At 62.6% G+C, this 21,348-nt stretch carries 23 protein-coding genes; 12 read left to right on the plus strand and 11 right to left on the minus strand.

The features are described 5' to 3' along the window. Positions 1-20 precede the first annotated feature (20 nt). The 4 genes from BUC24_RS04160 to BUC24_RS04175 all read left to right on the plus strand — a co-directional run bounded on the left by BUC24_RS04160 (position 21) and on the right by BUC24_RS04175 (position 2,958). Positions 21-833, plus strand: coding sequence for a DODA-type extradiol aromatic ring-opening family dioxygenase (locus BUC24_RS04160; protein ID WP_073212848.1), 813 nt, complete (start codon positions 21-23; stop codon positions 831-833). A gap of 13 nt (positions 834-846) precedes the next feature. Beyond that, positions 847-1,260, plus strand: a complete 414-nt coding sequence (locus tag BUC24_RS04165) for a DoxX family protein (protein WP_073212849.1) — start codon at positions 847-849, stop codon at positions 1,258-1,260. A 291-nt stretch (positions 1,261-1,551) separates the two neighbouring features. Next, positions 1,552-2,118, plus strand: a complete 567-nt coding sequence (locus BUC24_RS04170) for an HNH endonuclease (RefSeq protein ID WP_073212850.1) — start codon at positions 1,552-1,554, stop codon at positions 2,116-2,118. A gap of 84 nt (positions 2,119-2,202) precedes the next feature. Further along, on the plus strand, positions 2,203-2,958 hold the full coding sequence (locus tag BUC24_RS04175; RefSeq protein WP_229448020.1) for an OBAP family protein: 756 nt from the start codon (positions 2,203-2,205) through the stop codon (positions 2,956-2,958). On the opposite strand, the gene BUC24_RS04180 is transcribed toward BUC24_RS04175, so the two are convergent. The 8 genes from BUC24_RS04180 to BUC24_RS04215 all read right to left on the minus strand — a co-directional run bounded on the left by BUC24_RS04180 (position 2,955) and on the right by BUC24_RS04215 (position 11,255). After that, on the minus strand, positions 2,955-4,046 hold the full coding sequence (locus tag BUC24_RS04180) for a glycosyltransferase family 9 protein (protein WP_073212852.1): 1,092 nt from the start codon (positions 4,044-4,046) through the stop codon (positions 2,955-2,957). The two genes, BUC24_RS04175 and BUC24_RS04180, sit on opposite strands and share 4 nt — an antisense overlap. Then, a complete protein-coding gene (locus tag BUC24_RS04185) occupies positions 4,043-4,615 on the minus strand; it encodes a D-glycero-alpha-D-manno-heptose-1,7-bisphosphate 7-phosphatase (protein WP_073212853.1) in 573 nt (190 codons plus the stop codon). Before BUC24_RS04185 ends, BUC24_RS04180 begins: the two co-directional genes overlap by 4 nt. Further along, a complete protein-coding gene (locus tag BUC24_RS04190) occupies positions 4,612-5,355 on the minus strand; it encodes an SDR family oxidoreductase (RefSeq protein ID WP_073212854.1) in 744 nt (247 codons plus the stop codon). Before BUC24_RS04190 ends, BUC24_RS04185 begins: the two co-directional genes overlap by 4 nt. A gap of 11 nt (positions 5,356-5,366) precedes the next feature. After that, positions 5,367-6,674, minus strand: coding sequence for a glycosyltransferase family 4 protein (locus BUC24_RS04195; RefSeq protein ID WP_073212855.1), 1,308 nt, complete (start codon positions 6,672-6,674; stop codon positions 5,367-5,369). Positions 6,675-6,713: 39 nt separating this feature from the next. Continuing rightward, on the minus strand, positions 6,714-7,658 hold the full coding sequence (locus BUC24_RS04200) for a glycosyltransferase (RefSeq protein ID WP_073212856.1): 945 nt from the start codon (positions 7,656-7,658) through the stop codon (positions 6,714-6,716). A 79-nt stretch (positions 7,659-7,737) separates the two neighbouring features. After that, positions 7,738-9,492 (minus strand): ABCB family ABC transporter ATP-binding protein/permease, encoded by a 1,755-nt coding sequence (locus tag BUC24_RS04205; RefSeq protein ID WP_073212857.1) that lies wholly within the window; start codon positions 9,490-9,492, stop codon positions 7,738-7,740. A 54-nt stretch (positions 9,493-9,546) separates the two neighbouring features. Next, entirely contained in the window at positions 9,547-10,428 is an 882-nt protein-coding gene (locus tag BUC24_RS04210; RefSeq protein WP_073212858.1) for an alpha/beta hydrolase, read from the minus strand. Positions 10,429-10,502: 74 nt separating this feature from the next. Then, entirely contained in the window at positions 10,503-11,255 is a 753-nt protein-coding gene (locus tag BUC24_RS04215; protein WP_229448022.1) for an AraC family transcriptional regulator, read from the minus strand. Between the two features lie 171 nt (positions 11,256-11,426). Between BUC24_RS04215 and BUC24_RS04220 the strand changes: the two genes are divergently transcribed. Genes BUC24_RS04220 through BUC24_RS04235 form a run of 4 tightly spaced genes read left to right on the plus strand, consistent with a single transcriptional unit; the run spans position 11,427 to position 14,969 of the window. Beyond that, entirely contained in the window at positions 11,427-12,323 is an 897-nt protein-coding gene (locus tag BUC24_RS04220; RefSeq protein ID WP_073212860.1) for a dihydrodipicolinate synthase family protein, read from the plus strand. Further along, positions 12,324-13,460 carry an NAD(P)/FAD-dependent oxidoreductase gene (locus tag BUC24_RS04225; RefSeq protein WP_073212861.1) on the plus strand — a complete coding sequence of 379 codons (1,137 nt, stop codon included), beginning with the start codon at positions 12,324-12,326 and terminating at the stop codon, positions 13,458-13,460. Further along, the gene (locus BUC24_RS04230) at positions 13,450-13,707 is read left to right on the plus strand and encodes a (2Fe-2S)-binding protein (RefSeq protein WP_073212862.1); all 258 of its coding nucleotides are present in this window, start codon (positions 13,450-13,452) and stop codon (positions 13,705-13,707) included. Before BUC24_RS04225 ends, BUC24_RS04230 begins: the two co-directional genes overlap by 11 nt. Next, positions 13,704-14,969, plus strand: a complete 1,266-nt coding sequence (locus BUC24_RS04235; RefSeq protein ID WP_073212863.1) for an NAD(P)/FAD-dependent oxidoreductase — start codon at positions 13,704-13,706, stop codon at positions 14,967-14,969. Before BUC24_RS04230 ends, BUC24_RS04235 begins: the two co-directional genes overlap by 4 nt. 62 nt (positions 14,970-15,031) lie before the next feature. On the opposite strand, the gene BUC24_RS04240 is transcribed toward BUC24_RS04235, so the two are convergent. Then, positions 15,032-15,463: a hypothetical protein gene (locus BUC24_RS04240; RefSeq protein WP_073212864.1), complete on the minus strand. Its 432-nt coding sequence runs from the start codon at positions 15,461-15,463 to the stop codon at positions 15,032-15,034. Between the two features lie 282 nt (positions 15,464-15,745). Between BUC24_RS04240 and BUC24_RS04245 the strand changes: the two genes are divergently transcribed. The 4 genes from BUC24_RS04245 to BUC24_RS04260 all read left to right on the plus strand — a co-directional run bounded on the left by BUC24_RS04245 (position 15,746) and on the right by BUC24_RS04260 (position 18,201). Beyond that, positions 15,746-16,051 carry a KGG domain-containing protein gene (locus BUC24_RS04245; RefSeq protein ID WP_073212865.1) on the plus strand — a complete coding sequence of 102 codons (306 nt, stop codon included), beginning with the start codon at positions 15,746-15,748 and terminating at the stop codon, positions 16,049-16,051. Between the two features lie 101 nt (positions 16,052-16,152). Further along, on the plus strand, positions 16,153-16,560 hold the full coding sequence (locus tag BUC24_RS04250) for a hypothetical protein (protein ID WP_229448025.1): 408 nt from the start codon (positions 16,153-16,155) through the stop codon (positions 16,558-16,560). Positions 16,561-16,612: 52 nt separating this feature from the next. Then, complete coding sequence (locus BUC24_RS04255; RefSeq protein ID WP_073212867.1) at positions 16,613-17,734, plus strand: M14 family metallopeptidase; 1,122 nt, start codon at positions 16,613-16,615, stop codon at positions 17,732-17,734. Between the two features lie 2 nt (positions 17,735-17,736). Further along, positions 17,737-18,201, plus strand: coding sequence for a CYTH domain-containing protein (locus BUC24_RS04260; RefSeq protein ID WP_073212868.1), 465 nt, complete (start codon positions 17,737-17,739; stop codon positions 18,199-18,201). Here the strand turns inward: BUC24_RS04260 and BUC24_RS04265 are convergent, their stop codons facing one another. Next, complete coding sequence (locus tag BUC24_RS04265; RefSeq protein WP_073212869.1) at positions 18,202-20,538, minus strand: CPBP family intramembrane glutamic endopeptidase; 2,337 nt, start codon at positions 20,536-20,538, stop codon at positions 18,202-18,204. Beyond that, on the minus strand, positions 20,535-21,272 hold the full coding sequence (locus BUC24_RS04270; RefSeq protein ID WP_073212870.1) for an ABC transporter ATP-binding protein: 738 nt from the start codon (positions 21,270-21,272) through the stop codon (positions 20,535-20,537). The genes BUC24_RS04265 and BUC24_RS04270 overlap by 4 nt, the downstream gene beginning before the upstream one ends. Positions 21,273-21,348 lie beyond the last annotated feature (76 nt).

The following is a 21,348-nucleotide window of genomic DNA, read 5'->3' on the forward strand; positions in this document are numbered from 1 at the left end:
TTTCTTGGAGGCAAACGCTCATGCAACGCTTACCGACACTCTTTATTTCGCACGGCGCGCCGACCCTGGCGATTCGATCGACGCCGGCGCATCGCTTTTTACGTGAACTGGGCGCCGCGCTGCCCCGTCCCAAGGCCATTCTGATCGCGTCCGCACATTGGGAGTCGCTGGGCGCGCCGGCCGTCAGCCTGGCCGAGCAGCCGGAAACCATCCACGACTTTGGCGGCTTCCCCCAAGAAATGTACAGCTTGCGCTACCCAGCGCCTGGTGCGCCGGAGGTGGCGGCACGTGCGGCAGCGCTGCTGACCGGCGCCGGCATCCCTGCGAAGCAAAGTCCGAACCGCGGTCTCGACCATGGTGCCTGGGTACCGCTGCTTTTGATGTATCCTGACGCCGACATTCCGGTAGCGCAAATTTCCGTGATGCGCGATGGCACGCCGCAGCAGCATGAACAGGTCGGCCGGGCGCTGGCCGGTTTGCGTGACGAAGGCGTGCTGATCATTGGATCGGGGGCGCTGACGCACAATCTGGCTGAGTGGCGTACCAATGATGTCGATGCGCTTGCGCCAGACTGGGTACGTGATTTTGAGGTGTGGATGAAGGACAAGCTTGACGGGCAACAGCGTGACGCCGTGCTAGCCTACCGGCGACTCGCGCCGTCGGGGGCGCGCAACCACCCGAGTGAAGAGCATTTGATGCCGCTGTTCGTGGCCATGGGGGCGGCCGGGCCCGATAGCGTGGCCCGGCGTCTGCACAGCAGTTACGAGTACGGCATCCTGGCAATGGATATTTACGCATTTTCTGATGCGGCAACAAACCCGATAACAACGTAAAAAAGGAAACAAGATGGTCTCACTGAAAAGCAATGGCGACTCCGGCAAGCTCATTCTGCGCGCAGCCCTCGCCATCATGATTCTCTTTCATGGCGTGGCGAAAATCATCGGCGGCGCGGGCTTCATTACCGGTCTGGTCGCCAAGGCTGGCTTACCGCCGGCGCTCGGCTACCTGGTGTATGTGGGCGAGGTGGTGGCGCCGTTGCTGGTCCTGTTTGGCGTGTGGACCCGGGCCGCGGCGGCCGTCATTGCCATCAATATGCTGGTGGCGATTTTTCTGGTGCACATGCCGCAATTGTTCAAAATTTCCGGCAATGGCGGCTACGCACTGGAACTGCAAGTCATGTTCCTGGCTGCTGCCTTGAGTGTCGCCATGCTGGGCGCGGGTAAATTCAGTGTGGGCGGGTCGTCCGGCAAAATGAACTAGCGTCCTGCCCCGCTTCACCCAGTATCAGCGCTGACGACTGACAAGCCAGCCCGACGGCCCGGATGTTCTGCAAGGACACCGGGCTGTTTTGCATTATTTCTTGCCCGAGCGGCCCAGAGCGCCGCCTGCGAGCCCCTCTACGCTGTTTCGAGTCCGGCACGCCATTTCACCCCCCTCGTCATTGTGGCGTTTTGGCACAAGGCGGAAAAAAGCACGCTCCCGTTCGACCCGAACGCTGCAGTTCGTCCACAAATCCTAAAATTCAACTAAGATTGCAGTACAGGTGAATTTATGACTCCGCAAATTCTGGCCCTCGATATCGCTGGCAATCCATTCGATTGGATTTCTGCGCAGGACGCGATCCATTACTACGCGACCGACAAGGTTGCGTGGGAACTTGGCGACCGTGAATTCCTGTTCCGCGGTGGCGTGTCGAATGCGGGCATCCTGTCCACTCTGACGGTCAAACCCATCATCGCCATTTCCGGCAGCGAAAGAATGACGCGCATGTTGCGCCAGGAATTGCCTCTGGGTGACGACAACAGTTTGCTGTTCGCCCGTGACAGGCATACCTGTGCGTTTTGCGGCAATGTATTTGCGCGTCAGCATTTGTCGCGCGATCACATTCTGGCCCGCACCCATGGGGGACGCGATACCTGGATGAACTGTGTGACTGCATGCAAGGCCTGCAATCAGGCCAAAGGGTCCAAGTTCGTGCATGACTTCCGGCCCTTGCTGTATGTGCCTTACGCGCCATGCCGGTTTGAGCATTTCATCCTCAGTGGCCGCAACGTGCTGGCTGACCAGCACGATTATTTGTCGGCCAAGCTGCCCAAGCACTCGCGCCTGCTTGCCTGAACACGTCGCGTCCACGCAAGCAACCAAGCATGCGCTATCGTTGTCCTACCATTTCAATTTTCTATGAAAGGATAGGATATGACGATGCCATTTTCTGTCGGGGCCGTGCTGGCGACGGTGCTCGTTTTCGACACTGCACTGGCGCAAAGCCCGGCGGTGCCGGGGCAACCGAAAACAGCGCGGACCGGCGCGCTTGAGGCAGGCGCAAAGGTGCTCCAAACGACGACACCACTGCACCCTTTTGACATTCATCTGGTGGGATTTCATCCAATGAAGGACCGTCCGGAAATGCAGATGGAAGCCCACCACTATTGCCACCAGATGAATGAAGATTTCGCGCAGTGCATGCTGTTCGACAGCAGCGAAAAAAATGCCAGGTTGAACGGAATCGAATACATCATTTCGGAATCCTTGTTCAATACCTTGCCGGAAACGGAACGCGCTTACTGGCATCCGCACAATGGCGAAATCCTCGGCGGCCAATTGGTCGCGCCTGGCATTCCCGCCGCCGCCGAAAAGGCGCTGATGCGCGCAAAAATGAACAGCTATGGCAAGACCTGGCATGTCTGGCACACCGGCCACGAAGGCGGCGCCGCCGACCAGTTGCCGCTCGGCCCGGCCATGCTGGCATGGTCCTTCAGCCGGGACGGCGAGGCCATCCCGTCCATGGTGGAAAAACACGACCGCAAGCTCGGTATCAGCACGGACGAAAAGCGGCGTCAACGTGCCGATCTGCGCGCGCTTGCCCATCCGCAGCAAGGTGTGGATGACTTGAAGGGCCAGTTTGCCCGGCCGACCAGGGAGATTCCTGGCGTGACGCAGAAAGGGGACGGCCGCTAGACCATATGCTGCTCCGCAACTTGCCTGGGGGCGAGCGCACAGATCGCCTCGATGACATCGGCTGGCGCCAGTTTGGCCAGACAGTTATTGTGGCCTTCCGGGCAAATGCTTTTGTAGCAGAACTTGCAGGGCACATCGTGGAACAGGAGGCGGCTGTCGACCTGCCAGGGTGTGTGCTGCGGATTCGTCAGCGCATATAAAGTGACCAGCGGCGTGCCGATGGCTGCTGCCATGTGGGCCGGTCCGGTATTGTTGGAGACCACCACGCTGGCAAGGCGAATCGCCGCGCCCAGCTGCCCCAGGTTCAACTGGCCCGCCAGGGAATAAATCGGAGCACGGCACAGCTCGCGTATTTCGTCGATGAGCTCGCGATCGTGTTGTTCGCCCGTCAGAATGATGGTGTAGCCGCCCTGTTGCCACAAACCGGCAATCACCTCGGCCCACAACTTGACCGGGTAGCGACGCGAGGGTGCGCTTGCGCCAGGATGCATGAGAACAATTTTTTGCTGCGGCCCGATGCCATGCTCGGCGAAGTGGTGACGCACGCGCAGCAAGTCTTCGTCTGGCACATGGAACGACAGTTCAAAGCTGGCCGGCTGCCAGCCGATACCAGCAACCAGGTCGAGCTGTCGGCGCACTTCGTGGCGCACCAGCTTGACCGGTTCGTGCTCCTGCACCCAGTCGGTGAGCAGCTGGTAGGGATTCTCGCGGCAATGCGCCAGGCGCAGGGGAATGCCTGCCAGATAGCACAGCATGGCTGCAGGCAAGGCGCTTTGGCTATAGGAGGTAAAAATGACAGCACCATCGAATTGCTGGGCCGCCAGTGACTGAACCATGGCTGCATCGATGAAGGGCGTGTGCGGCGAGCTGCTTTTCATCCACGGTGCCGGGTAGTGCAAGACCTCGTCGAGCTCCGGTATGTAAGGCGCGGCAGCGGCGCCGCTGCGCGAGGTCAGCAGCGAAACGCGACGCCCGGTGCCTGCTTGCTTGATGGCGCGGATGGCCGGGGTGCACATGAGCACGTCGCCAAGCGAATCGAGGCGCACGCACAGTACATTTCTGGCTTGCTGCCAGTCGGGCAGGTTCATCTTGCGGCTCCTTCGCCGCCGGCGACGATGACGGCGGCAGAGTAAATGTCCGGGGCAACCCGGGTGGGAAGGCGGTAGTGGCCCAGACGCCACTCGTTTTCGTTGCCGCAATCGACCAGGACCGTGCGGCAGCCGGCCCGGTTGCCGGCCTCGACGTCGTTGAGGATATCGCCCAGCATCCAGGATGCGCTCAGGTCGATGTCGTGTTCGCGCGCTGCACGTACCAGCATCCCTGGCATGGGCTTGCGGCACAGGCAATCGACGCCGTAGCCGCCGACCTTGCCGTCAGGGTGATGCGGGCAATAGTAAAAGCCGTCAAGGCTGAGCCGCTCACGAAACAGCAGATCGGTCAGGCGGTGCTGGACAATGAGCAGATCGGCCTCGGTCAGCTTGCCAAGTGCCACGCCGGCTTGATTGGTGACCACAAACAGGCGGTAATCCAGCCGCGACAGCAGGCGCAATGCGGCACCGGCGCCGGCACACAGGGTCATGCGGCGTGGATCGGCGTTGTAGGGCAGGTCATCGATCAAGGTGCCGTCCTTGTCGAGAAAAATTGCCTTGATGCTCATGGCCAGGAGGTCTCGGCCATGGGCAGGACGGTCAGCTCGGCAACCACGCTTTCAGCCGGCAACAGCAGCAGGGAACGGATGGCCTGCGCCACGTGCAAGGGGTCTTGCAAGGTAGCCGCATCGATGTCGGGAAACCGGTCAAGCAGGAAAGGCGTGCGCATACCCCCGGCGATCACGGCAGTGACCTTGATATTGTAGGGGCGCAACTCGGCATGCAGCGCGTGCGACAAGCCCAGTAGTCCCCATTTGCTGGCGTGATAGGCGCTGGCGTTGGGCCAGGCCCGTTTGGCAGCCGTGGAGGCAATGTTGATGATGTGGCCGCCGCCAGCGTGCTGCATCCAGGCGGCTGCATGCTTGGCCAAAAAGAAGGGGCCGTTCAGGTTGGTGTCAATCACGCGCAGCCATTGCGCCGCGCTCAGTTCTTCGATCGGCAAGGTTTTGTCGGTACCGGCGTTGTTGATCAGTACGTCCAGGCGCCCCATGTTGTCGAGCGCGTCGCTGAACGCACGTGTGGTGCCGGCCGGGTCGCCCACATCGAGCCCGATCGGACAAGCCCGCACCCCATGCGCACGCAACTTGTTGGCCAGCTTGCTCGCCTGCACATGGTTGATGTCGGCGACGACAATATCGGCACCGGACTCGGCCAGGGTATGGGACAGCGCTTCACCCAGCCCGCTGGCCGCACCGGTAATGAAGACCACTTTGCCCGCCATGGAAGCCGGGTTGTTCTTGACAGACATGAGAGCTCCGTTCATAGGGATAATTGGGATGGAAGTGCGGCGGTGCTGACTGCCGCTTCGTAAATGGCGGCGGCCTGGCGCGCCACCGAGCGCCAGGTGAAATGCTGAAAAGCGCGTTGCATGCCTTCGTCGCCCATGCTGCGCGACAAACCCGGGCGGGCGTGCAGTGTGGCCAGCCGATCAGCCACGGCAACAGGATCGTGCGGTGGCACCAGAAAACCGGTTTTGCCGTCGATGACAGTGCTTTTGATGCCGCCTACATCGGCACCGACCACAGGCCGGGCGCAGGCCATGGCTTCCACCGGGGTGATGCCGAAGGGCTCGTACCAGGGCGTGGTGACGAACACGTCGGCCGCGCCATAGTAGTAACGCAACTCGGCGCGGTGTTTGCGGCCGGCGAACTGGACGTGATCGCCCATGCCCAGCTGGCGCGCCAGATCGCGCAGGCGGGCCATTTCGGGCGTGTCGTTGTGGTCGGCCGCGCTCGCCTCGCCGCCGACGACCAGCAGCAGCGCGTCGACGCCATGGCGGCGCCGCAGCAGGGCGAGCGCCTCGATCACGGTGTCGATCCCTTTACGCGGCACAATGCGTCCCAGTTGCAGGACGATAAATTTGCCAGGTGGCAGGCCGAGCTTCTGGCGCGCCAGACGCAAGGGAACCGGCCACAGCTCCTGCGGATCGAAGCCACAGGGGGCGACGTCGATACGGGCAGGCGCGGCACCATACAGCTGTTCCATGTCCTGGCGGTCTTGCGGGCATTCGGCAATGATGCGGTCGGCATCGCGCATGAGGCTGCTCTCGATGCGGACCCGATCTTGTGGAAAGGTATCGGCCGCGCCTTGTGCCTGGCGCCGCACCTGGCCCAGCGCGTGAAATGTAATCACGAAGGGAATGCCCAGGTTGCGCTTGAGCTGTTGCGCCACCACACCAGACATGAAGAAGTTGGCATGTACCACGTCGTAGGGAAAAGGCTGGCGCCGGGCAAAGCGCGTCATGAAGCGGGCGAACGGCTCCATATAAGGCAGCATGGCTTCTTTGGGGATGTAATGGGCGGGCCCGGCAGGCACGTGGATCACGCGCACGTTGTCGCGCCAATGGACAACTTGCTTGTGTGTAAAGTCGTCGCGCCGCGTGAAAATATCGACCACATGACCGGCCAGCCCCAGTTCGCGCCCGAGATGGGCCACGTAGACGTTCTGGCCACCGCTGTCGACGCTGCCCGGCGCGGCCAGCGGCGACGCATGGTCGCTGATGATGGCAATGCGTCTGCCGGACGCGCCCGTGGCATACCCGTCCGCAAGCTTTTCATCTAGTAACATGCCCGCTCCTTGAAGGTTGTGGTTGTCCGATCGCGGCGCTCAGCCGCAAACCTGGTGCAGCAGCTGGTTCCACTCGTCACAAAAGCGGGCGATGCCAAAGCGCTCGCGGGCGCGGCGCTGCGCCGTCATGCCGAGGCGGCGGGCCAGCCCTGGACTGCGGCGCAACTCTTGCATGTGCAGAATCAGATTGCTGGTATTGGTATCGATGAAGCCCGATTCCCCATGTTCGATGACGGTGACCATTTCGGTGGTGGCGAGCGCGACGACCGGCAGCCCGACCATCATGCTTTCGATGACTGCCAGACCCAGGCTGGTGTAACGGATGGGGTTGAACAGGTAGCGATAGCGCGCAGCAAACGCGGGCAGGGCGGCATGCGCAATCTCCCCCAGGCCGCCAAGCTGCTCGGCTTCCATGCCGACCAGTTCCAGCGGCACTTGCCGGCGGACCTGGGTGAACAGGTCGGCCCCCAGCCGGCGTCCGCGCGCGGCAAGGTTGTTGATGATGACCAGCCCGCTCTCGAGCTCGCCGCGATAGGCGATACCGTCGGGCACCACGACGCCGTGCTCGATGACGCGATACGGGGTATTGCCGTTGTCCCACATGAGCGCATTGAAGTGCGACACATGCACCAGCATGACGTGCGCGTCGTCCACTGGATGGCGGGTATCGGTCGGGTGCCCGCGCGGGGGATCGTGTTCGATGTAGATGCGGGGCAGGGCACGCTGGGCGGCGCTCAGAAATTCGTACTGATCTTTTTCGAACTGATGGTCGTCCTGGAAAATGATGCAGTCAAATTGCTGCGCGCGGGCGCTGGATGCCGGCAGGTCGTGCACATTGTCGCCCCAGGGCATTTGCCCCGCGCGGCCCCCGTAGCCGGGCGGGCGGCCGGGCTTGGACACGACGTGGAACTGGTGCGGCAGTTGCGTCAGGTAGTACAGATAGCTGCCGTGCGTGTGCCAGGTGAGAATGTTTAGTGGCCGCATGCTGACCTCAGGCGCAGGACCGCGCGCTGGCGCTGGCGGTGAGAAGGGACGCTGCTGACCTTGCCTTCATGTGTATCTCCTAAGGAGGCGCATCGCGCCGTTGTTGCAGCAGCCACAGGTGCGCGTACATGCCTTGCTTGCGCAATAAAGCCTGGTGGTTGCCGCGTTCAACGATGCGGCCGCGGTCCATCACGATGATGTCGTGCGCACCGACAATGGTCGATAGCCGGTGCGCGATGATGAGAGTGGTTCGATTGCGTGACAAGCGGTCGAGTTCCTGCTGGATCGCGTGCTCTGAATCTGAATCAAGTGCCGACGTCGCCTCGTCAAAAATGAGGATGGGTGGATTTTTCAGAATGGCACGCGCGATGGCAATGCGCTGCTTTTCGCCGCCGGACATCTTGACGCCGCGCTCGCCCACCGCCGTCTCGTACTGCTGCGGCAGCGAGGCAATCAGCTCGTGCACGTGCGCTGCCTTGCAGGCGGCAATGACCTCGTCCCGGCTGCTGCCGACGCGGCCGTAGGCAATGTTGTAGCCGACCGTGTCGTTAAACAGGACCGTCTCTTGCGGCACCACGCCAATGGCGGCGCGCACACTGCCGGGGCTGAGCGCACTGATGGGTTGACCGTCAATTAGAATGCGGCCGGCCACGGGATCGTAGAGGCGCAGCAGCAACCGCGCCAGGGTGGATTTGCCAGACCCGCTGCGCCCGACCACGGCCACGGTTTGACCGGGTGGAATGGAAAAACTGACGTCCTGCAAGATCGGACGGGATGGGTCGTAGTGAAAACTGACGTGTTCGAAGACTACTTCGCCGTGGCGCGTGTGCAGGCGGGGCAGGCTGGGCAGGTCCGGTATCTGGGGTTGCTCGCGCAGCAGCTGGAACAGTTTTTCGGCATTGACCCAGGCGTCCCGCGCTTCGCGGTAGACAAAGCCCAGCGCATTGAGCGGCAGACAAACTTGCAGGGCGTAAGCGTTGATCAGAACCAGATCGCCCACCCGCATGCGTCCTGCCCACACATCGCGCCCTGCCAGCAGCATGATGGCGGCCACGCCCAGTCCGATGACGGCGCTTTGCCCCACGTGCAAAGTGAACAGAGCGCGCTGGTTGCCCATGCCCGCCTCGCGCCAGCGCCCCATCAGCGCTTGAAAACGGCTTTCCTCCAGTGCTTCATTGGTGAAGTATTTAATGGTGTCGTAGTTGATGAGACTGTCGGCAAGCTGGCTTTTGGCGCCGGTATCGAGCTTGTTCACGCGGCTTTGGTAAATCACGCGGCGCGCAGTAAAGACCAGGGTAAAGCCAGCGTAGAACAGGAACATCAGCACAATGATGGCCGAGTACCAGCCACTGTACCGGCTCAGCATGACGGCCAGCACCAGGCCAATTTCGATCAGCGTCGGCACGATGGTAAACAGGCCCACCCCCAGCAGGAAGGCAATGCCATTGGTGCCGCGGTCGATATCGGGCAGCAAACCACCCAGTTGGCGCTGCGCATGAAAACTGGCGCTCAGGGCGTGCAGGTGGGCAAAGGTTTTTTGCGCGTAACGCGACACCGTGTGCAGGGTGACGCGGGCAAAGATCAGGTCGCGCAGTTCATTAAACAGGGTGCTGAGAAAACGCAGCAGGGCGTAGCCTGCCAGCAGATAGATGGGGATGGCCGCCAGCGCATGCGGCTGCGAGAAGCCGTCGATAATGCGTTTGAGCACCAGGGGCACGGCGACCGTCGCCACCTTGGCAATGACCAGGCACACCATGGCCAGCGCAATGCGCCAGCGGTACAGCGCCACGACCTGCCATAAATCCGAAGCCATGCGCTGGTGTCGTTTGTCCATGCCCCGTTTGACATGGCGGAAGCTGACTTAGCTCCCGCGCCTGCGTTTGGTCAATCAGGGCTGGCGTCCACCATCGGCATCAATGAACTTGCTGACCGCATCCAGGGTCGGAGCAAGGGAGCGCAAGGGGGCGGCGATCGACGCCACCAGCGTGGTGTGGCTGACGCCGTCGTAATAGATTTCCTGGACCGGCACGCCATTCTCGCGCAGCTTGCTGGCCAAGTGGCCGGTATTGCGCTGCGGATTGACCAACTTGTCCTTGTTGGCGGCAATGAGCAACGCTGGCGGCGTGTTCTTGTCCGCATGGTTGATCGGTTGCGAGTCCGGTGGGGTGTCCGGGAAATGAAACACCGGCCGGGTGGTGGGATTTTCAATCGGCATGAAGTCGTAGGGTCCAGCCAGGCCGATCCAGCCACGCAGTTCGGTCGTTTGCATGTGTTGCCTAGCCAGGTATTTGGGGTCCAGGGCCACCATGGCCGCGTTATAGGCGCCAGCGCTGTGGCCCATCACAAACAAGCGCTTCGGGTCGCCACCGTAGCGGCTGATTTCGCGCGCGGTCCATGCCACAGCCTGGGCGGAATCGTCCAGAAATTCCGGGTAGCGCACCTCGGGATAAAGGCGGTAGTCGGGGATCACCACCACATAGCCGCGTGAGGCAAGCGCACGGCCAACAAAGGCGTAGCCTTCGCGCTCACCCGTGGTCCAGTTGCCACCAAAGAAAAACACCACCACGGGCGCGGGCCCGCTGGCGTGTTCGGGGCGGTAGATATCGAGCCGGTGACGCGCATTGCTTCCATATGCCACGTTTTCCTGGGCCAGCAACGCCTTTCCGGGCGACAAGGCGTTCAGCGTGCCCAGCGGCGAGCAGGCGACAATCGAGCCCAGTACCAGCGCGCCGGCAGTCACACCCAGCCATGTTTTCTGCCACGTCCGCATAAGATTCTCGCTATCAATTTAACAAGATTCATTATAGCCAGGCAGGCGAAAAGCCCGTGCACGGCTGAGTTTGCTTACATGGCCTGGCTGCGGCAGTGGGCGCGAAACTGCACCGGACTCATACCTGTGTGGGCCTTGAACTGGCGGCTGAAGGCGCTGTGATCGGTATAGCCGCAGGCGTAGGCGATTTCAGCAATGCTTTGCTCGGTGCCGCCTTCGATCATGCTCATGGCGCCGGCCAGGCGCGACTGCAGCAGTAACTGGCGTGGGGAGTAATGAAATACCCGCTGGAACAGGCGTTCGACCCGCGACAGGGATAGCCCTTCGCTCGCCGCCAGATCTTCCATGCAGACATTGCCGCTGTAGTTTTCACGAATGTGCTGGGCAATCGCGGCAATCTTGCGGTACACCGGGTGCAAGTCATCCGCCAGGCCCAGATCCTGGGACGTGCCGGCCAGTCCGACAATGGCCCCGCTGTCGTCGCGCAGGGGAATCTTGTGCGTCAGGCACCAGCCACGGCTGCGGGTAGGGTACAAGTGCAATTCCAGATGCTTGGAGAGGGCGATACCACTGTCGATCACTTGCCGGTCCTGCTCGATATACGTCAGGGCCAGAGGGCGCGGATGGACTTCGAGCACGGTCTTGCCAATCATGTCTTCTTTATTGCGCAGACCGCAGCGCCGGACCAGCGTATTATTAACGCTGACATAGCGGCCTTCGCGGTCCTTGATAAAGAAGGCAACGTCGTTCAGGGCATCGAACAATGATTCCAGGGCCGGAAAATCGACGGTGCGAATCCCATTTCGTGCGGGAAGCAGCGCGCTCATGTCCATGTTCGGGTTCTCCTTTTATGTGTTATTCGACCAGTATAAAGCGGGAAATGGCCGTAAAAAACAATTGTGCCGATTTCTGCCCCGGCGACTAGTCCGCCGATCAAGACCGGGCCCCCTCGCGGGTCTATTCTGAAACCTTCCCGAAACCCTGAAAAGGTAATAACCATGTGGCACGGCGTGATTCCAGCGGTAACAACAAAATTCAACGAAGACGGCAGTCTTGATTTTGCAGAAATGGAGCGTTGCTTCGGTTTGCAGATGGATGCCGGATGCGACGGACTGATCGCCTGTGGCTCGCTTGGCGAAGGCCCGATGCTGTCGCATGGCGAGCGCCTGGATGTGCTGCGCCTGGCCAAGCAGACCACCGGTTCGCGCCCGGCCCTGCTGACCGTGGCCGAAGCAGCCACCCGCGACGCTTGCGCGCTGGCCGAAAAGGCAGCGCGTGCCGGGGCCGACGGTCTGATGGTTGTGCCCAGCACGATCTACCACACCAACCACCGCGAAACCGTGGCCACCCTGCGCGCGGTGGCCGCAGCGGGCGACCTGCCCATCATGATCTATTCGAACCGCCTGGCGTACCGGGTTGACGTCACCACCGACATGCTCGAAGAGCTGGCCGACGATCCCCGTTTCGTGGCGGTGAAAGAGTCGTCCGACGATATTCGCCGCAGCACCGAAATCATCAACCGCCTCGGCGGACGCTATGCGCTGTTCACCGGCGTTGACAACCTGGCGTTCGAAGCGCTCGCTGTCGGCGCGGTTGGTTGGGTAGCGGGCCTGGTGGTCGCTTTTCCCAAAGAGACGGTGGCCATCTACCGCCTGATGCAGGAAGGGCGTCAGCGCGAAGCGCTGGAGATTTACCGCTGGTTCCGTCCTTTGCTGGACCTGGACGTATCGTCCTACCTGGTGCAGAACATCAAGCTGGCCGAAGCGCTGGCCATCGGCTCGAACGAACGTGTGCGGGCACCGCGAATGCCGCTCGACGGCGAACAGCGCGCCCGCGCCGAACGCACCATCCGCGCCGCGCTTGAAACGCGTCCGAAGCTGCCTTCGTTCGCTTAAGTGACACGCGCGTACGACGTTCTCGTGATCGGTGCCGGCATCGTCGGCGCTGCTTGCGCGCTCGCCCTGCGCGACGAAGGACTGGATGTGGCGCTGGTCGACGCGGCCTCACCCGGGTCCGGCGTGACAGCGGCCGGCATGGGGCACCTGGTCGCGCTTGACGAAAGCGAGGACGAACTTGACCTGTGTCTGCTCTCCTTGCGCATGTGGCGCCAGTTCTGTGCGCGCCATCCGGGCGTGGGCGACCCCAGCCCGTGCGGCACCCTGTGGGTAGCCGAGAACGAACACCAGCTGCAAGAGGCGCATCTGCGCGCGCAGCGCCTCAGCGCGCGCGGCTATGGCGCCGATGCGGTTGGCGGCGACCAGTTGCGTCACCTGGAACCGGCCTTGCGGCGCGGCCTGTGCGGCGGCGTGCGCGTGAGTGGCGACAGCGTGGTCTATCCGCCCGCGGTGGCCGATTTTCTGGCGCGCCAATTGGTGGCAAAGGGAGGCGAGCTGCATGCCGGCCAGCGCGTGATCAGTATTGGCCAGGGCAGCGTCACGCTGGCCAACGGCACGCTGCTGGCAGCGGGGCGCATCGTGCTTGCCGCTGGCGTCCAGGCGGCAGCGCTCATGCCCGAGATTCCCGTGTTTGGCCGCAAAGGCCACCTGGCCATTACCGACCGCTATCCCAATACGCTGAACCATCAAGTGGTCAGCATGAATTATGGTCAGCCGGCGCCAGGGGAGGACGCGCTCAGTGTCGCGGCCAACGTGCAGCCCCGCGCCACCGGCCAATGGCTGGTCGGCTCCTGCCGCCAGGACCGCCAGGAGAGCCTGGAGGTGGACCCGGCCGTTCTGGCACAAGTGCTGCGCAGCGCCATCGCGCTGCTGCCGCGCCTGGCCAACATGCACGTGGTGCGCGCCTGGACCGGCATGCGTCCGGCCACGCCCGACGGCCGTCCCCTGATTGGTCCGCATCCGGCGCGCAAGGATGTGTGGCTTGCCTGCGGCCACGAAGGCCTGGGCGTGACCACCTCGTTCGGCACGGCCGCTTTGCTGGCGGCGCAGCTCACGGGCCGTGCGGCGCCGCTCGACGCCGCGCCCTATCTGCCTTCGCGCTTTACATCGATGAGAGAAATGCAGCATGTCCTCTGACCAGGTGACCGTAACAATTGATGGCCTGGCGCTGCGGGTCGACGCCGGCATCAGCGTGATTGGCGCGTTGATGCTCGCCGGGCGCATGTGCACCCGCCGCTCCGTCTCGGGCGAAGCACGCTTTGCGCTGTGCGGCATGGGGCAGTGCCAGGAGTGCCGCGTCACGATTGACGGCCGCGCGCACCGGCTGGCATGCCAGGAGCGCTGCCAGGACGGCATGGTGATCGCCACCGGAGACGCCGCATGACGCCCCTGTTGATTCTGGGCGCAGGCCCGGCCGGGCTGGCCGCGGCCGAGGCAGCATCGCGCAACGGGCAGCGCGTCATTCTGATCGACGAAAATCCGGAGCCGGGCGGCCAGATCTGGCGCGGTGGTGCCAAGCGCTGGCAAGATCGGCGTGCCCACGCCTTGTGGGATGCCCTGAAAGCGCGCCCCGGCGTGCAAATGCGCTTTACCACCCGCGTTGTTGCCGTGGCCGGACCCGGCCAGCTGCTGCTGGTGCAGGGCGAACAAACGCAGGTGCAGGCATGGGAGCGCGTGATCGTTTGCAGCGGCGCGCGCGAATTGCTGTTGCCATTTCCGGGATGGACCCTGCCAGGCGTGACCGGCGCCGGCGCAATACAGGCGCTGATCAAGGCTGGCATGCCAGTCGAAGGACAGCGCGTCGTGGTGGCCGGCAGCGGTCCGCTGCTACTGGCTGCTGCCGATACGGTGCTGAAGAGCGGTGGCACCCTGGCAGCGATCGCCGAATACCGTGATACGCGCGCACTGGCTGCCTTTGCTGGCAAACTGGCACTACGCCATCAAGCCAAGCTGGCGCAGGCAATCGGTTTGTTTGCGCGCCTGCGTGGCGTGCCTTTCCTGCACGGCGCCATTGTGCAGGCAGCCAGCGGCAGCGACAAACTCGGCGCCGTACAGCTGCTGCACAAGGGACGCGAGCGCATCATCGATTGCGATTTCCTCGCCTGTGGCTTTGGCCTGGTGCCTGCGCCGGAAAGCGCGGCGCTGTTCGGCTGCGCCATCGACAATGGCAAGGTCACCGTCGACGCGGCGCAGGCGACCAGTGTGGCTGGTGTCTGGGCAGCTGGTGAATCGACCGGCATCGGCGGTGTCGATAAAGCGCTGGCGGAAGGGCGCATTGCCGGACTGGCCGCAGCCGGTTTCACGGCAAGCCGCGCCGACGTGCAGGCCCGTGAACGCGCGCTTGCCTTCGGCGCGCTGCTGGCGTCGACGTTTCCCGCGCCTGCCGCGATGCGCAAAACGTGTCAGCCCTCGACCATTGTCTGCCGCTGCGAAGATGTGCGTGCCGGCGAACTGGCCGCGCACGCCAGCTGGCGTGCAGCCAAGCTCCAGACCCGGGTAGGAATGGGACCGTGCCAGGGCCGCATGTGCGGCGCCGCCTGCACCTTCTTGTACGGATGGGAGGCGACCTCGCCGCGCCCGCCGGTGTTTCCCGTCAGAGCTGGCGCATTGGCGGCGATGTCATACGAAAACAGCGTGGAAAAATAACAAAAGGCCCGGTTTCCCGGGCCTTTCTTCTTGCACCACCTAATGTAGCCACCAAGCGTTCATTAGTCGGGCGTCAAGTCGTCACGGCGTCCGACATTGCTTTGCTCCATCTGGCGGCTGCCTTGATCCTGCTGGGCCGACTGGCGGTTTGCGATGTTGGACAAGCCGGTGTCATCGTCCATTTTCTGGTCCGCTGCCAGGTTTTTTCCGCCTGGGCTTTTTGGCAGCCCGCCCGCCAGATCATTCGACTGGCGCTGGCCCTGGCCACCTTGCTGCACGTTGCCGGTCTGGGAGCCGCTACGGTCGGTGCTTTGCTGATCTATTTGCTGATCCTGCTGCTGACGGCCACCCTGCTGCGAGCCGCCCAGCGTGCCCGACTGTTGCGATTGGTCCAGATTGCCCTTGTCGGCCGTGGTGCGGCCCGACGAGGTGTCTTTTTCGTTGGCGCCGTTGCTGGACTGGTTGTTGCCTTCGCTGCGTTGGTTCGAATTCATGATCTGTCTCCTTGTAGAAGTCATTCGGTGGCGACGCTGTTGGCGCTGCCAGAAAGTTCATGATGCGCTTGCCCGCTCAGCCTTTGCATCGGAACACGGAGCGTGCCAGTGTAGGACGCACACCCAGTGTTCAATACCAGTAGTGGCTAACTTGCGGGATCGAAATTTTTCGCGCCTGTTCTCCTACAAGGCTGCCTGTTTCCGTCCTATAGCACTGCTGTGCAGCTCTGCCTAACATGGTCTGGCCCGGGAGGGCTTGGGCACCAGCACAAGGAGATGACCATGGCAGCGAGCAAGCAGGGCAGCAAGGAAGGCAACAAACAGTCGGGCAGCGGTACCAGCAATCGCGGTTTCGCTTCGATGGATCCGGAGCGTCAGCGGGAAATTGCCAGCGAAGGCGGCAAGGCGGCGCACGAGAAGGGCACCGCGCACGAATTTACATCCGAAGAGGCGCGCCGCGCTGGCAGCATGAGTCACGGCAACCGTCAGTCGGATCAGGCCAGCACGCGCGTCGGCAAGCAGAGTGGTAACAAGCAGGGCGGCAGCAGCGACGATAGCGGCGGCAAGAAGGGTTCGTCCAAGCGCTAAGCTGCGATCGGGCGGGAAGCGCAGGGGCTTCCCGCTTTTTTGTGCGAGCCCTGCCGCTTGGGGTAAAATCGTTGCGCGTTTTTAACTCCCTGAGGCATACCGTGGCAAAGCAAGCTGTCGTTCGTGAAGTCAAGAGCATGACCCTGTCATGCGACCCGGTGGGCAATCTGCTGCTGGTTAAAATGTCCTTTGCAGCAGGTAAAGATGCCTGTTTCTTCCTGCCTGCCCATATCGTGTTCTGGCTGCTCAATCACTTGCCGGTGAACCAGGACCCGAACCTGACGCCACCCCCGCCGCCGCCCGTGGTGGAACCGCAAGACTGGGATGATGTGGCCACGCCGCGCGTCGATACGCTGCAATGCAAGGAATTCCCGAACGCGCTGCGCATGCACTTCGAGATGTTTTCACGGGAAGAGCTGGTCGTGCTGCTCAACCGCAACAACATTGAGTTGCTGCGCCAGTTCCTGGAAAATTACCGTGGCGACCTGATGGACCTGGGCATATTCTGAGTCCTGCTGGGTTATCATGCTGTCTTTGTGAAACCACTGACACGAGGACAGCATGCCAATCAAAATCAGCCAGCAATTCGATTCCGGAGCCATCGAGGTGGTGCAGGCCGACAGCGCCCAGCACATCGACCTGAATCTGCGCAAAGATTCGCACGCCGACATTCATCAGTGGTTCCATTTCCGCCTGCAGGGCGCACGCGGCCAGGACTGCAAAATCCGCTTCCTGAACGCCGGCCAGGCCACCTACGCCAAGGGCTACGAAGACTACCAGGTGGCAGCCAGCTACGACACCGAGAACTGGTTCCGCGTGCCCACTACCTTCGACGGCCAGGTCATGACCGTCAGCCATACCCCGGAACTTGACAGCGTCTATTACGCCTACTTCGAGCCCTACTCGTGGGAGCGCCATCTGCGCCTGCTGGGCGAAGTGGCCGACAATCCCATCGCGCGCGTGCACGACATCGGCAGCTCGGTCGACGGGCGCGACATGAATCTGGTCGTGGTCGGCAATCCCGCCGCGGAAAAGAAAATCTGGGTCATCGCGCGCCAGCATCCGGGCGAAACCATGGCCGAGTGGTTCGTCGAAGGCATGCTTGACGCCTTGCTCGACAATGCCAACCCGGTCGCGCGCAAGCTGCTGCAGCGCGCCGTGTTCTACGTGGTGCCAAACATGAACCCGGACGGTTCGGTACGGGGCAACCTGCGCACCAATGCGGCAGGCGCCAACCTCAATCGCGAATGGATGACGCCATCGGCCGAGCGCAGTCCTGAAGTGCTGTGCGTGAAAAACAAGATCCACGAAGTCGGCTGCGACATGTTCTTCGACATTCACGGCGACGAAGCCTTGCCCTACAACTTCGTGGCAGGGAACGAAATGCTGGCCGACTTCACGCCCGAGCGCGCGGCGCGCCAGAAAGCCTTTGTCGACCAGTACATGGCGGCCAGCCCCGACTTCCAGAACGTGTATGGCTACGCCGCCAGCAAGTACAACGAAGACATGCTCACGCTCGCGTCCAAGTACATTGGCCACACCTTCAAGTGCCTGTCGCTGACGCTGGAAATGCCGTTCAAGGACAATGCCAACCTGCCTGATGCCTACACTGGTTGGAACGGTGCGCGCAGCAGCGAATTGGGCCGCGCGATTCTGCAGCCGATTCTGAGCTCGCTGGACTAAGCATGGGCGTCGAGATCGAACGCAAGTTCCTGCTCGTGGGCGAGGACTGGCGCGCGCTCGGCGAACCGGTCCTGCTGCGCCAGGGATACCTGTCGTCGGACCCGGAGCGCACGGTGCGGGTGCGGATCGAAGGGCAGGGCGCCACGCTCACCATCAAGGGACGCAGCGTTGGGGCCACCCGCGCCGAGTGGGAGTATCCGATTCCATTGGCCGACGCGGCCGACCTGCTGGACCGCCTGTGCCAGCAGCCGCTGATCGAGAAGTACCGGCGCCGTATTCCCTTCGACGGGAACGTGTGGGAAGTGGACGAGTTTTTGGGCGCCAATCAGGGACTGGCATTCGCCGAAATCGAACTGGCATCCGAGTCGCAGGCGTTCACCAAGCCGCACTGGATCGGCGAGGAAGTCACCCACGACCGCCGCTACTTCAATTCAAATCTGATCAAACAGCCGTTCTCCAGCTGGTAATCAGGCCCAGAGCTGGAAGGCCAGCACGGCGCCGTTGTAAATGGCGTGCACCAGCATGGCGGCCAGCAGGGAACGGGTACGATCATATGCCAGCGCCGTCGCCACACCCAGTCCGAACACGGGCAGCATTGATACGGGCGGGTGAACGATGGCAAACAGCGCCGCGCTCAAAGCAACGCTGGGCAGCAATCCCGTTGAACGGCGCATGCCGGCGAAAATCAGGCCGCGGAAAATAAATTCTTCAAACAGCGGCGCCAGAATCACGGTCAGCACGAACAGCGAATACGGCGCCAGCAGCGTCGTGCTGCCAGCATTGTCGGCGTCAGCAAACGTGGCCAGGCCAAACAGATAAGCGAGTGCGCAGCCAGCCGCCGCCAGGCCGGCGCCGGCACCCCAGCCCAGCGTACGCGCCGCACTGCCCGCGAACAGCGCTGGTACCCCGCTTGTCTTCTTCAGCAGATACAGCAGCCGCATCAGACAGTACACCACCAGCCCGGCCAGCGAAAACGCGATCACCAGGCTTTCGGCAGTGCCGGTGATAGCGAGCTTGCGCATGGCCAGCATGAGGCCCGCCTGCAGTAAAAAGAACAGCATCGCCGCGATCATGCCGTCGGCAGTGGAAACGCGCGCCGGCGGCGCCATTGAAGGGTCAAGCAGGAAGGGCAGCTGGTCGTGCGCCTTCTGCCAGAGCGCCATGGCAAATGCCGCCATGAGCACGATCAGGACCAGTTTTTGCGACCACAGCTGGATGCCGATGGCCGTGCCGTAAAGCCCAGACAGCATCAGATACAGATACACATAAGTTTGCTTGACCTTGGCGCGCACGTCTTCTGCCAGCGGGTCGCAGCCGAACACGCCCAACGCCACCGCGATCGCAGAAAAAATCGGTATCCCAGCCAGTACCACGGCGAACAGACTGAGGGTTTGCGCCGCATGGGCAGGGGCGAACGCCAGGCCTGCACTGAGCATGAGCAACGGGTAGAGCAGGGCCAGTACGGCCCAGAACTGCGCCTTCTGGCGCAGCACCTGGTCAATCGAGGTGGGCAGCGTATATAAAATCCACAGCGACTTTCCCTCATTGTTCAGGGTCTGGAATGCCGACAGCATCAACATGTACGAGCCAATGCCGAACGCGGTGATGGCGAGGAAGCGCGGACTGCCCAGGATTTCCATGACCGCATCTGGACTACCGGTAAACAGCAACTGACTGCCGAAGATAATCACTGGCAGCAGCAGGCTCTGGATCAGGAAGTTGCGGTCGCGCGAGAGCAAACGCAACTCCCGCCGCATGACGGGGGAAGCGGGCAGCACACGCTGCAACAGGCTGCTGCGCGCGCCAGGCGGCGCCTTGCGGCGCGCGGATTCGCGCGGACCGTCGCCCACGACGCCATTGCGCAGTTGGTAGTGCAGCAGGCGCATGCCAAGCCAGAGTGGCAGCCCCACCTGGGCCAGCAGCAAGGCGGCCTTGAACCAGCCGCCACCATTGATAAGTTGCAGCACCAGGCCCGGCGCCAGCCAGCCGGCCCACGCGGGAAAGTGCTGCGCCATCGTATGGACGGGCGAGCCGGCGTGCATGGAGCTGAGGCCAATCGCCATGTACATCAGTGGCATGCTGGCCAGGGTGCACATTGCTTGCAAGTTGCGTAGCTGCGATGGCGGCAGCCACATACGCAATCCGGTATCGATCAAGGTGCGTAACATGGCGGCCAGCGGGAGCAGCAGCAAGGCGCTGACCACCGCAATCGGCAGTGCAGCCCAGCGATAGCCCGACAGCCAGGCGACCATGGTAATCGGCGCCAGCATGAACAACCATCCCGTCGGATTGGCCACGGTGCGTTCCAGAATGCGGCCCCACAGCAGGGTGCTGCGCTTAACCGGCAGTGTCACCAGCCACTCCAGATCCCAGTCTGCCTGCGCCAGCTCGCGCGTGCTCAGCGGCAGCAGAATGCTGAGCAACATCAGCAGTGATATTTGCATGGTGAGGGCGCGCGCCACGGCGGGATCGAATGGTCCTTGCTGCAGTTCTTGCAGCGCCACCTCGTCGGCATGATAGCGTTCGCGCTTGTCCTTGCCCAGTACCTGGCACTGACTGTGCGGCACCAGCAGGCATTGCGCGTTGACGGCCGAACTGCGCGCCATGAAGCCGAGCGAGATCAGCATGGCCATCACGATCAAGCCAGTGAGCAGCCAGCCCACGCGCTGTTTGGCGGGGGTCGCCTGGCGGCTTTTGCCATCTTTTTTGCGGCCGAAACGGGCGCGCGAGACGATGTTGCCAAGGCGTTGCAGGCGCACGCGCGCGAGCAGCCAGATGGCGCGTGTCGGACTGGCTTGCATCATGGCGCGCTCGCGGCAGCGTCGTCGGTAATCTTGAGGAACACGTCCTCCAGCGAGCCATCGCTGGCAGCGCTGGCGCGGACGTCGTCCAGCGAGCCGGTGGCAACGAGCGCGCCGTGGTGAATGATGCCAACCCGGTCGCACAGCTTTTCGGCCATGTCCAGCAGGTGGGTCGAGACAAAGATGGTGGTGCCTTTGGCAGCGGCACTCACCAGGCGTTCCTGCACGTCGCGCGAGGCGCGCGGATCGAGGCCGTTGATCGGTTCATCGAGAATCAGCACGACCGGGTCGTGGATTAGGGCGCAGGCCAGGCCCAGCTTCTTCTTCATGCCCATTGAATAGTTGACGGCGAATTCCTCGGTGACGTCGTCCAGGCCCAGTTCTGTCAGCAGGCGGGCGGCGCGCGCGGCCGCGTCAGCGCGGCTGAAGCCATGCATTTCAGCGACGAACTGGAGGATCTCGCGGCCGCGCAAGAAGTCGTAGAAGATGGGATTATCCGGCAGGTAGCCGACGCGGCGTTTGACTTCGGTGGCTTCGCGGTGGCAGTCGAAGCCGTCAATCAGAACCTGGCCGCCGCTGGGAGCGAGGATGCCCATCATCATGCGGATGGTGGTGGTCTTGCCGGCGCCATTGGGGCCAAGGAAGCCGAACACCTCGCCACGCGGCACGCTCAGCGTGAGCGGCTTGACGGCTTCGAATGCGCCGTAGGCGCGGGTCAGGGATTGAAACTCGATCATGTACGCTCCGCGCGGGATTTGTTGCGCGGATCATAACACTGGTAGGAGACGCAATCCACTACATCGCCCTCGCGAA

This window comes from Massilia sp. CF038, from assembly GCF_900129765.1.
Lineage (GTDB): Bacteria > Pseudomonadota > Gammaproteobacteria > Burkholderiales > Burkholderiaceae_D > Telluria_A.

Coding starts and splice junctions, on each gene's coding strand:
- BUC24_RS04160 (WP_073212848.1), top strand. CDS start 21: ATGCAACGCTTACCGACACTCTTTATTTCGCACGGCGCGCCGACCCTG.
- BUC24_RS04165 (WP_073212849.1), top strand. CDS start 847: ATGGTCTCACTGAAAAGCAATGGCGACTCCGGCAAGCTCATTCTGCGC.
- BUC24_RS04170 (WP_073212850.1), top strand. CDS start 1,552: ATGACTCCGCAAATTCTGGCCCTCGATATCGCTGGCAATCCATTCGAT.
- BUC24_RS04175 (WP_229448020.1), top strand. CDS start 2,203: ATGCCATTTTCTGTCGGGGCCGTGCTGGCGACGGTGCTCGTTTTCGAC.
- BUC24_RS04180 (WP_073212852.1), bottom strand. CDS start 4,046: ATGAACCTGCCCGACTGGCAGCAAGCCAGAAATGTACTGTGCGTGCGC.
- BUC24_RS04185 (WP_073212853.1), bottom strand. CDS start 4,615: ATGAGCATCAAGGCAATTTTTCTCGACAAGGACGGCACCTTGATCGAT.
- BUC24_RS04190 (WP_073212854.1), bottom strand. CDS start 5,355: ATGTCTGTCAAGAACAACCCGGCTTCCATGGCGGGCAAAGTGGTCTTC.
- BUC24_RS04195 (WP_073212855.1), bottom strand. CDS start 6,674: ATGTTACTAGATGAAAAGCTTGCGGACGGGTATGCCACGGGCGCGTCC.
- BUC24_RS04200 (WP_073212856.1), bottom strand. CDS start 7,658: ATGCGGCCACTAAACATTCTCACCTGGCACACGCACGGCAGCTATCTG.
- BUC24_RS04205 (WP_073212857.1), bottom strand. CDS start 9,492: ATGGACAAACGACACCAGCGCATGGCTTCGGATTTATGGCAGGTCGTG.
- BUC24_RS04210 (WP_073212858.1), bottom strand. CDS start 10,428: ATGCGGACGTGGCAGAAAACATGGCTGGGTGTGACTGCCGGCGCGCTG.
- BUC24_RS04215 (WP_229448022.1), bottom strand. CDS start 11,255: ATGAGCGCGCTGCTTCCCGCACGAAATGGGATTCGCACCGTCGATTTT.
- BUC24_RS04220 (WP_073212860.1), top strand. CDS start 11,427: ATGTGGCACGGCGTGATTCCAGCGGTAACAACAAAATTCAACGAAGAC.
- BUC24_RS04230 (WP_073212862.1), top strand. CDS start 13,450: ATGTCCTCTGACCAGGTGACCGTAACAATTGATGGCCTGGCGCTGCGG.
- BUC24_RS04235 (WP_073212863.1), top strand. CDS start 13,704: ATGACGCCCCTGTTGATTCTGGGCGCAGGCCCGGCCGGGCTGGCCGCG.
- BUC24_RS04240 (WP_073212864.1), bottom strand. CDS start 15,463: ATGAATTCGAACCAACGCAGCGAAGGCAACAACCAGTCCAGCAACGGC.
- BUC24_RS04245 (WP_073212865.1), top strand. CDS start 15,746: ATGGCAGCGAGCAAGCAGGGCAGCAAGGAAGGCAACAAACAGTCGGGC.
- BUC24_RS04255 (WP_073212867.1), top strand. CDS start 16,613: ATGCCAATCAAAATCAGCCAGCAATTCGATTCCGGAGCCATCGAGGTG.
- BUC24_RS04260 (WP_073212868.1), top strand. CDS start 17,737: ATGGGCGTCGAGATCGAACGCAAGTTCCTGCTCGTGGGCGAGGACTGG.
- BUC24_RS04265 (WP_073212869.1), bottom strand. CDS start 20,538: ATGATGCAAGCCAGTCCGACACGCGCCATCTGGCTGCTCGCGCGCGTG.
- BUC24_RS04270 (WP_073212870.1), bottom strand. CDS start 21,272: ATGATCGAGTTTCAATCCCTGACCCGCGCCTACGGCGCATTCGAAGCC.